At 67.3% G+C, this 10,057-nt stretch carries 7 protein-coding genes and 1 pseudogene; 1 reads left to right on the forward strand and 7 read right to left on the reverse strand.

The annotated features are described in order from the left end of the window. Together QN345_RS11305 and QN345_RS11310 are read right to left on the reverse strand one after the other, a co-directional pair. A pseudogene (locus QN345_RS11305) lies at positions 1–455 on the reverse strand (hypothetical protein); the annotation flags it as partial. Next, entirely contained in the window at positions 452–1,906 is a 1,455-nt protein-coding gene (locus QN345_RS11310; RefSeq protein WP_134449862.1) for a glycosyltransferase family 2 protein, read from the reverse strand. The gene QN345_RS11310 and the pseudogene QN345_RS11305, both read right to left, overlap by 4 nt. Before the next feature lie 119 nt (positions 1,907–2,025). Between QN345_RS11310 and QN345_RS11315 the strand changes: the two genes are divergently transcribed. Further along, positions 2,026–2,637, forward strand: a complete 612-nt coding sequence (locus QN345_RS11315; protein WP_134449861.1) for a hypothetical protein — start codon at positions 2,026–2,028, stop codon at positions 2,635–2,637. 40 nt (positions 2,638–2,677) lie between these two features. Here QN345_RS11315 and QN345_RS11320 read toward each other — a convergent pair whose 3' ends face one another. The 5 genes from QN345_RS11320 to QN345_RS11340 form a co-directional block, all read right to left on the reverse strand. Beyond that, positions 2,678–3,835 (reverse strand): GGDEF domain-containing protein, encoded by a 1,158-nt coding sequence (locus QN345_RS11320; RefSeq protein ID WP_134561649.1) that lies wholly within the window; start codon positions 3,833–3,835, stop codon positions 2,678–2,680. A gap of 26 nt (positions 3,836–3,861) precedes the next feature. After that, positions 3,862–5,514 (reverse strand): sensor histidine kinase, encoded by a 1,653-nt coding sequence (locus QN345_RS11325; protein WP_134449859.1) that lies wholly within the window; start codon positions 5,512–5,514, stop codon positions 3,862–3,864. A 16-nt stretch (positions 5,515–5,530) separates the two neighbouring features. Continuing rightward, positions 5,531–8,029 (reverse strand): EAL domain-containing protein, encoded by a 2,499-nt coding sequence (locus QN345_RS11330; RefSeq protein WP_323508663.1) that lies wholly within the window; start codon positions 8,027–8,029, stop codon positions 5,531–5,533. 6 nt (positions 8,030–8,035) lie between these two features. After that, complete coding sequence (locus tag QN345_RS11335; RefSeq protein ID WP_134449857.1) at positions 8,036–9,097, reverse strand: aspartate-semialdehyde dehydrogenase; 1,062 nt, start codon at positions 9,095–9,097, stop codon at positions 8,036–8,038. A 101-nt stretch (positions 9,098–9,198) separates the two neighbouring features. Next, positions 9,199–10,057 (reverse strand): aspartate kinase (locus tag QN345_RS11340; RefSeq protein ID WP_323508664.1); only part of this gene is annotated, 859 nt, incomplete at its 5' end.

A 10,057-nucleotide genomic window follows, 5' to 3' on the forward strand; every position in this document is an offset into this window, starting at 1 on the left:
CGCGGCGGAACCGCACGGTCGCCGAACTGGGACTGCTGCTCATACTGAGCCTGCTGTTGCCCCTGTTGAGCCTGCCAGGCCTTCTGGGCGCGCTCGGCGTCTTCTGCCCTGGTCGTCAGCACGGCGAGCTCGGCACAGGTGGCTTCACCGACCTCGACAAGCCGCCGCATGTGTTGCAGGCAGCCCGGCAGATCATTGCGCGAGAGCGCACTGTGCACGAGGGCAGCGGTCGCTTCGAGCACGACGGCTCCCACCATCGTGCTCGTCGAACGGATGCTGAGGAGGACGACGTGCGCCTCTTCCAGGTCCGGCCGGGCGAGGGACTCCGCAAGCCGCTCGGCCCGGCTGGGCCAGAGGGCGACGAAGTCGCGCAGGAATCGGTGACGCAGCGAGGTATCGCCGCCCACCTGGTTGAGCAGCGTCTCGAGCGCCCCGTCTTCGAGTAGGGCGATCACACCCGGTAGCCCCGGTGACGCTTGACGAGTGTGCCGAACATGGTGAGGGTCTGGATGATGGTGGTGACGCCGAGGATCGGCCAGCCGATCCAGAGGACCGTCGACTGCGCCACCACGGGCAGCTGCAGCCAGATGAACACGAGCGCGGCGAAGAAGGCCGTCGCGAAGATGAGCGGGAAAAGGAAGGCGTTTCCGGAGCCGCGCTCTGCCTTGGCCTGCTCCGCCCAGTTGTCGACCTGCTTGTTGCTCGCGAACTTCGTCCAGGCCCTGAGGAAGTGTCCGATTCGCACCCACATGTAGATCTCCGCGGGGAACCAGGCCAGCGCGAAGAAGAAGTCCCGCCCGTTGCGGTTCTTCATCGACCAGGCCGTGCGGAAGTTGAGCAGCAGTGCGACGAGCGGCGGGATCAGCCAGACCGGGCTGAACACGAAGGCGCCGATCGACAGGGATGCGGCGAGCAGGATGATGAACAGACCACGGGTGACGATGTTGACGGCCATCGAGAAGTTCTCGATCCAGCGGAGCCGGAGGTTGGGGTGAAAGGGCTGCCCCTTCGTGTCGCCGCGCTGGCCGGGCCACATCAGCTCGATGGCGCCGAAGTTCCATTTGACCTGCTGGGCGTCGAGGCCGCGCAGGGTCGTCATGCCGCCGACGTTGGCGCGGGCCTGGGCGCTGATCTTGGTCAGGTAGCCGGCGCTCTTGATCTGCAGGGAGAGGAGGGAGTCCTCGACCTCGCTGTCCTTCACCCACGGAGTGGACTGCTTGCTGTCGATCATGACTTCCTGGAGGGTCCGGATCGAGAAGATCGAGAACTGCCCGCCGAGGACGGCCATGTTGCGGCCGCGGAGCATGTTCTGCATGTTGAAGGCGGCGAACTGGGTGCGCTGGCCGGCGATGAGGAACTTACCCATCGTGCCGTCGATCTGGCTGTCGTCGATGCTGTAAATGGCGGAGATGCCGCCGACGCGGGTGTCGGAGGAGATCTCGGCCTCGAGGTGCCAGACCGCCCGGGGGTCTGCGGTGGTGTCGCCGTCGACGCCGAGGAGGTAGTCGCAGCCCTCGATGAGCGAGAAGCCGTAGTTGAGCGCACCGACCTTCTTGTCCGGGTTCTCCCCGATGTCGTGGACGAAGATCTCGGTGAACTGCTCGACACCGTCGGTCATCCGCATGTGCGGGCCGGCGTAGTGGCTGGCAATCTCGACCGTGTCATCCGTCGTGTTGTTCACGACGACGTGGATCACGTCGGGAAGACGCGTCTGGGCGAGCAGGGAATCCAGGACTGAAGCGATGGAGTCCGCTTCGTTGTACGCAGGAACGATGCACCCGATGGTCGGGCGGAACACGGGCAGAGCGTCGACGATTTCCGTGAAATCGTTCGCGTAGGCCGCGAGGGAAGGGTCAACCGGGGGCTGGGCCTTGACATACGGGGAATTCTGGGGGTTCTCGTTCACAGGTCTTACTCTCCCATCCGAACCGCAACTTTTGCCACACCCCCGGTCAAGGTCTCCGCAAGATAAGCTCAAGCGCAGCCCCCCTGTTCGGGCTTGAACCACGATCCACGGGAGTCCTCATGCCTGCTCGTTCCCTCTCACGAGTGCTTCCCGCGCTCGGTCTGGGTCTTCTGCTCACAGCGTCTCTGAGCGGATGCGGCCAGGCACCCTGGTCGACGGGTCTCGCCTCGAGCACGCCGACGGCCACCTTCTCGGTGGCCCCGATCATTCCGGTGATCAATGACCTCGCGACCGGTTCGACGACCCGCAACCTCAAGGCCGGCGATGTCACCCTCGCCGTGAACTACTGGTCGACGCTCAACATCGGCGAATGGACACCCTCCGCGAACAAGCCGATCAGCTTCTCTCTGATCGGAACCCTCGGAACGGACGACGGCCAGGCCGTCTACCTCTCCCGGGTGAGCGTCGCCGCGTCCGTGAAGGGCCCCAGCGGCCCCCTGACCGCCCCACCCGCCTCGGTCGACCAGGCCTCGATCGCGCCCGGCTACCTGATCAAGACGCCGTACAGCTACAGCCAGACGTTCATCCTGCCCGCGGTCGACCCCGCTGCGACGAGCATCACGCTCGCATTCACCTACGAGGTCCTCGTGCAGTCGACGCCGACCTCGGCGGCATTCGCCAAGTCGACGGCGAGCGACGAGATCACCGTCGCGCTCACCCCCGCCGGATAGCCGCCGGTCGGCCGGCTTCCGCGACTCGGTCCGTCGGGTCTCAGGCCGCTTCGGAGACGACCGTGATGTCGTTGCCACCGCCGCGCTTGAGCGTGCGGATGGCCTCGGTGACGGCCGACGTGAGCACGCCGAGCTCGTAGCCGTGGTCGAAGGTGTCCGCGATGGCGAAACTCGCGGTCAGGCGGATGCGATAGGAGTCCGTGACCGGTTCGTCGACGAGCGCGGTCTGGATGCGTTCGGTGATGCTCCGGGCCTCCGTTGCGGACGAGACACTGACGAGAATGAGGAAGCTGCCGGCGGCGGGGTGCCCGATCAGGGCCATCACGGGCGCGCTGTACCGCAGAGTCTGGGCGAACCGGGCGATGGCCGCGTCACCTGCGGCGCGCCCGAAGGCGGTGTTGATCTCCGGGAGGTTGTCGATGTCGGCACCGATCACGGCGAGTCCGAGCTGCCAGCGGTCGGCCCTCTCGATGTGGTCGGTCGCCGCCTGCACGAAGGCACCAGACGTCATCACGCCCGCCGCAGAGTGGATGCCATCGGTGAAGTCCCCGACGGCGTTGTTGCCGAGCTTCTCGGCGCGGAGGATCGAAATGGCGATGGAACCGACCACGATCAGGGACATGTTGACGATCGACGCAGATCCTGTTCCGAAGAACCGGGAGAAGTCCGGGTGGTCGTGGCCGAGCGCGACCAGGGCGACCACCCGCGCCGACGTGTAGACCGTCACGATCCAGAGGCTCAGACCCAGAATCCTGCCGTTGATGTTCCTGCCGAGCCTGCCCCGCAGCGCCTCAGAACCGCCCAGGGCGCCGAAGGCGGCCATGGCCGCCCAGGTCACCCCTGAGGCGCCCCAGCCGTCGCCGCCCGGCGCAGTGACGAGCGTCCAGATCGCGACGACCGCTCCGGCCGCTCCGACGGTCCACAGCAGGGACTCCCGCGAGTTGTAGAGGCGGGAACCGCTCCAGAACGCCCCGGACAGCACGACGAGGCCGACGTTGCCGACCAGGAGACCCCACCAGTTCGATGCCCCGATGATCGCCACGCCGTAGCCGAAGGCCACGGCGATCCCTGCGATGAAGGCGAGGCTCCAGAGCTTGCCCGCCGCGTCATTGCGGTTGAGGGCCGTGTTCAGGATGAACGACACCCCGCAGAGCACGACGATGAGCGCGCTGACGATAAAGAGTGTGGTCGAGTCCAAGTGCTGGGCCCCCTTCTGAGGGCAGTCTATCGGCTGGCGACGGGCGTCAGGGGTAGCGTGAAGACCGCCACCGAGCCTTTGCCCTTGGTGGATTCGAGGCGCAGGTCGCCCCCGTGCTTGCGCATGATGTCCCTGCTGATGCTCAGCCCGAGCCCGGTGCCGTGCACGCTCGAATTCCGTACCGAGTCCGCACGGTAGAACCTGTCAAACAGTTTGGTCTGTTCCTCGGCGGTCATCCCCCTGCCGGTATCCGAGATCCGCAATTCCGCCAGCCCGTCGGCGACGGCCAGCGTGACCCCGATCCGCCCGGACTCGACGTTGTACTTGATCGCGTTCGAGAGGACGTTGTCGACGACCTGCCGCAAGCGGAACGCATCCGCTTCGACCGTGACGGCGGGAAGGGCCTCGACATCGAACCCGATGGTGCGTTTGGAGGCCGAAGGGCCGGCGGACTCGAGAGCGTCAGCGACGATCCCGGCCAGGTCGCACGGGGCGACGTTGAGCGGAGGCTCGTGCTTCGAATCACTCGCGTCGGTGAGCAGCCCGGAGACCATCTCGAGCAGTCGGTCGGAGTTCTTCGACGCGACCTCGAGCATGCCCCTGGTCGACGGGTCGAGACGTTCGTCATCGAGAGCGAGTTCGAGGTAGCCGAGGATGGACGTGAGCGGTGTGCGCAACTCGTGGGACACCGAGGCGACGAGGTCGTCGCGGGCCTGGATCGCCCTGACTTCCGCGGTCACGTCACGCGAGACCATGACGCCGCCGTCGTAGTCGCCGTTCTCGTCGGTGATCGGTCGCGCGGAGACCAGGAGGGCAGCCTGCTGCTGGCCGGGTTCGCCGACCCAGACGGTGAGGCGGTCGATGGTCTCCCCGCGGAGCGCCCGGGAGTACGGCCGGTCCAGCTCGTCGTACGGGGTCACCCTGTCTTCGTGGAACACCGTGCTGACGACTGCCGGCCGGTTGTCTGTCGTGCCATAGAGGGCGAGCAGCTCGCGCTGGGCACGGTTCAGGAAATTCGCCGTGGAGGCACGGTCGAATCCGACGACCCCGAAGTCCACAGCGTTGAAGAGTTCGTCGAGGGTCTGCTCCTGGCGGCGTGAACGTCGCAGGGCCGACTCGAACAGGCCGGCCTGCTGGGTGAGGAGCACCCGCTGCGCCGCGGCGCGCTTGGTCGTCAGGTGCGTGGTCACCGCGACGAAGCCCAGCATGGTCGGTATCATCGCGAGCTGGGGAACGTCGGCCAGGGAAATGGGCACGGAACGGAACAGGGTCCCGCCCCAGATCATGACGGCCGCCAGGATGACGCTCCCCGTCGCACCCCGCGCTCCGAAGTGCGTCGACAGCCAGATCACGGGAAGCACCAGGAGGAAACTCGCGCCGATCGCGGTCGCGGCCTGCCAGATCAGCACGATCGCGATGATGTCGACGACGGGAAGCAGGACGATCCAGTACTTGGAGTGGTCGCTCCACGTGACGAGGGCGCTGACGGCCGTGACGATGAAAATCAGGAGCACGCCGAGGAAGAACATCGGGGAGCTCAGCCGCTGGATCGCGGTGAGCCCGGTGACAGCGACGAGGAAGAGGGTCGCCCCGGCGAGGAGAAGCTGGGAGAGGAAGACGGAACGGTCGAGGCGCGACAGATTCGACCTCACCGCTCGGTCCATCCCGGTCTCACTCATGGACTGAGACTATCGGTCAGGTCGCCGGGGCTGCAGCAGGAGTCTCTGCTCCAACGGTTGGACCGATCGGGAGGTCGCCAGCGGGGACGACCGCTGCGGCCCCATAGCGCTCGAGACGGGACAGGGTCTTCTCAAAGCTCTCCGGAACGCCGTAGTGGAAGCCCTGGGCGCTGCGGATGCCGATGGCAGCGAGGTGCCTGACCATCGCCTCGTTCTCCACGCCCTCGACGATCATCGAGTATTCGAGGTTGTCGCCGAAGCCCTGCAGCGCGGTGAGCACCTCACGCTGGCGGATGTCATCGAGGTCATCGACGAGGCTGCGATCGATCTTCAGGATGTCCATGGGCATCCGCACGAGCGCGTCCACCGAGGAGTCCTGGGACCCGTAGTCGTCGAGGGCGATCAGCAGCCCCAGGTCGCGCAGCCGGTCGGCCTGCGAGCGGATGGCGGGGGTCACCCGGGCGACGGAACGCTCGTTGAGTTCGAGGCACAGCGAGATTCCCGGATACCGTCCGGCGAGGTCCTCCATGAAGGTGCCGACCCGGTCGGGCACGATCTGCCCGGCCTCGACGTTGATGGCCATGCAGGTGACCCGGGGTTCGACGAGGCGGAAGTCGGCGGCCGCGGCCATGGCCTTCACGGCGACCTGCCGGGTGAGGGCGTCCATCCGGCCGAGTCCCTTGGCCTTCTCCACGATGGACGGCGGCGAAAGCGGGCCGAGAACGGGGTCGTTGTAGCGGACAAGTGCCTCGAACGCCCAGATCTGGCCCGTGACGAGGCTGACGATCGGCTGGAACGCGAGTTCGAGGAGGTCCTCGTCGATGGCGTGCGCGATGATGTCGTTGATCTGGGAGGAGCGGTGGCTCGAGATGTTGATGCTGCTCTCGTTGGCCGGTCCGCCACGGCGCCGCGACTTCTTGATCGCGAGCATGGCCCGGTCGGCGTCCTGCACGAGCTGGGAGACATCCGTCTCCCGGTGGGCCGAATAGGCGAGGCCGATGCTGAGCGTCGGGGTGTAGCTGCTCGAGCCGAGGGTGAGCGGCTGCACGGAGGTCTCGAGGATGCGTTCGGCGATCTCCTTCGCCTCGCCGAGAGAGGCCAGGTGAGTGAGGATCACGACGAATTCGTCGCCGCCGACGCGAGCGACGACGTCGCTCGGTCGCACGACCATGCGCAGCCTGCGGCCGAGTTCCCTGAGCAGGTCGTCTCCGCTCTGGTGCCCGTGCCGGTCATTGAGGCGCTTGAAGTCATCGAGGTCCAGGAACAGGACGGCGAGGGCCTCCGAATAGTCACGGTGGTCGTTGATGTTCGCGAGCGCCGTCTGGAAGGCCCGGTAGTTCGGCAGTCCGGTGAGGGGGTCGGTGTTGGCGCGGGCGGTGAGGCCGCCGATGTTGTAGTGGGCGCTCATCGCGAGTTCGGCCGCGCGGGCGAGGGCGTTGAGTGCGCTCCTGTCGTCGGCGGTGAAGACGCCACCCATCGGCTCGCGGCCCGCGACGACGAACCGGGTGTCGGACTCGGACAGCAGGATGGGGGCGCTGATCTCCCCGACGCGCGCCGCGTGGTCGCGCACGGCGACGTACTCGACGCCGATGGTCGTCCGCACGGCCTCGTGAAGCAGTGCGAGGACCCGGGAGGTCGCCTCGGCATCGTCCTCAGGCCCGGACTGGACACGGCCGGCGGAGATGTCCTCGCGCCCGGCGGCGCCGAGCGCCGCAGCGCCCGTGATGAGTCCGGTGAGCCGGCTGCGCATCGTGACGACGCGGCCGATGAGCTTGATCCCGACGCCGACGAGGGTGAAGGCGAGCAGGGTTGCGATCACGAACACGATCGGGTCCCGGCTGACGGCCAGGCCTGCGTCGTGGAAGACCACGACGAGCGCGGACAGGAGTGCGCATCCGAGCACCATCAGCGCCAGCCGCGCCGGCGCGATCAGGGGGCCGGTGCGGTTCGCGATCGGCCGGACCAACACCATCCGCAGGTATTCGATGATCGCCACGAGCGCGACATACGCGGCGCCGGCGCAACCGGCGGCGAGATAACTGGGGAGGCCGAAGGCGGTCGCGCCTGCGAGGACGGCGACGGCCGCGGCACTGCCGGTTCCCGCGAGTCCGGCACTGTAGAGGGCGACGTCGACGCGTCGGGAGCGCACCAGGACGATGAGCAGCACTCCGAGGACGATGGCGCCGGCCGCGGCCAGCGGGCTGACAACGGTGTAGAGCACGGGCAGCACCAGGATGGGCAGGCTCACGACGGGGCTGCGATGCCGTTCAGGGCCCAGGCGCACCCAGCAGACGTTGAGCGCTGCGGCGCAGAAGACACCAGTGGCGGCGACCCACCAGGCGGACCCCGGCTGACCGGTCAGCGACAGGATCGCGGAGACCACGACGACGCCGGCGATGGTCGCGAAGAGTGCGATGATGACGCGCCGCACGCCCTCTGAAACGCGATACCCGCCCATGGTGTTCCACAGTAGTGCACGCGGTCCGGCGGTCGCCTCCGCGACCGGAAAAGTCACCGTCGGTCAGGACGCGAGCAGGTCCGCTGCGACGAGTTCGGCGATCTGGACGGCGTTGAGCGCGGCGCCCTTGCGCAGGTTGTCGTTGGTGATGAACAGGGCCAGTCCACGCCCATCCGGCACTCCGGGGTCCTGGCGGACCCGACCGACGAAGCTCGGGTCCTTGCCCGCGGCCTCGAGCGGAGTGGGGACGTCCGTGAGCACGACGCCCGGAGCATCCTTGAGCAGCTCGAGCGCACGGGCGACCGAGAGCGGGTTCGCGAATTCGGCGTTGATGGACAGGGAGTGGCCCGTGAAGACCGGCACCCGCACGCAGGTACCCGAGACAAGCAGGTCGGGCAGTTCGAGGATCTTGCGACTCTCGTTGCGCAGCTTCTTTTCCTCGTCCGTCTCGAAGAGTCCGTCGTCGACGATCGAACCGGCGAGCGGAACGACGTCGAAGGCGATCGGGCGCACGTACAGCACGGGTTCGGGCATCGGGACGGCGGACCCGTCGTGGACGAGCTGGAGGAGGTTGTCGCTGTGCGCGGCGGCGCGGATCTGGCTCGCCAGTTCCTGGGCACCGGCGAGCCCGCTGCCGGACACGGCCTGGTAGGTGCTCACGATCAGGCGCTGCAGCCCGGCTTCGTCGTGCAGGACCTTGAGCACGGGCATCGCGGCCATCGTGGTGCAGTTCGGGTTCGCGATGATGCCCTTGACGGCGTGGTGAATGGCTTCGGGGTTGACCTCGCTGACGACGAGGGGAACGTCGGGGTCCATCCGCCAGCCGGACGAGTTGTCGATCACGGTGACGCCGGCAGCGGCGAACCGGGGGGCCTGGACCTTGGACAGGGTCGCCCCGGCGGAGAAGATCGCGATGTCGAGCCCGGTCGGGTCGGCCGTCGCGGCGTCTTCGACGACGATCCGGTCGTCCTTCCACGGCAGGGTGGTTCCGGCCGAACGGGCAGACGCGAAGTAGCGGATGCCCGCAACCGGGAAGTCCCGCTGCTCGAGCAGGTGCCGGACGACGGCGCCCACCTGGCCGGTTGCCCCGACGACTCCGATGTGGATTCCTGCTGTGCTGCTCACGGTTTCTTCCCTAGTATCTGTCTGTCGTGCTGTCTGACGGTCTGACTGCGGGTGACGCGGTGTGTGTGGCTCGGTTCCCGGCGATGCCGGGGCGGCGCGGCTCAGCGGCCGGTGCCGCCGTGCACGACGGCCTCGGCGTCGTCGTCGAGGTCGAATGCGGTGTGCACGACCCGGAGCGCCTCGTTGATGGTGTCCGCGCGGGTGACGACCGAGATGCGGATCTCGCTCGTCGAGATCATCTCGATGTTGATCCCTGCCTCGTAGAGTGCGGCGAACAGCTTCGCGGAGACACCGGTGTTGGTGCGCATGCCCGCGCCGACGAGGGCGAGCTTGCCGATCTGGTCGTCGTACTGCAGGCTCGCGAACCCGACGTTTCCGCGTTCGTTCGTCAGCGCGGTCAGGACCCGCTGTCCTTCCGACTTCGGAAGGGTGAAGGAGATGTCGGTCAGCCCGGTCGAGGCGGCGGACACGTTCTGGACGATCATGTCGACGTTGGCGTTGGTGTTCGCGACGATCTTGAAGATCTGCGCGGCCTTGCCGGGGATGTCGGGAACGCCGACGACGGTCACCTTCGCCTCGCTGAGGTCGGCGGCGATCCCGGCGATGATGGGCTCTTCCACTTTTTCTCCGATCAGGGATTCGGTCGTACTGGTAACGGGAGGCGTGCCGACGGTTCCATCCGGGAGCGCGGTCGCCGGGTCGGTCGTGTCGGGGTTGTACACGATCGTGCCGAGATTGTTGTTGAACGATGAGCGCACGTGCAGGGTCACCCCGTGCCTGCGGGCGTATTCCACCGCCCGGATGTAGAGGACCTTGGCGCCGGCGGCGGCAAGCTCGAGCATTTCCTCGCTCGAGATGCGGTCGAGCTTGTGCGCCCGGGGAACGACGCGCGGGTCCGCGGTGAACACGCCGTCGACATCCGTGTAGATCTCGCAAATGTCGGCGTTCAGGGCGGCGGCG

This window comes from Cryobacterium sp. 10I1 (assembly GCF_035019805.1).
Lineage (GTDB): Bacteria > Actinomycetota > Actinomycetes > Actinomycetales > Microbacteriaceae > Cryobacterium > Cryobacterium glucosi.

What these genes read in the sequence shown, in the direction of transcription:
- QN345_RS11325 (WP_134449859.1), bottom strand. Translation starts at nt 5,514, where the DNA reads ATGAGTGAGACCGGGATGGACCGAGCGGTGAGGTCGAATCTGTCGCGC.
- QN345_RS11315 (WP_134449861.1), top strand. Translation starts at nt 2,026, where the DNA reads ATGCCTGCTCGTTCCCTCTCACGAGTGCTTCCCGCGCTCGGTCTGGGT.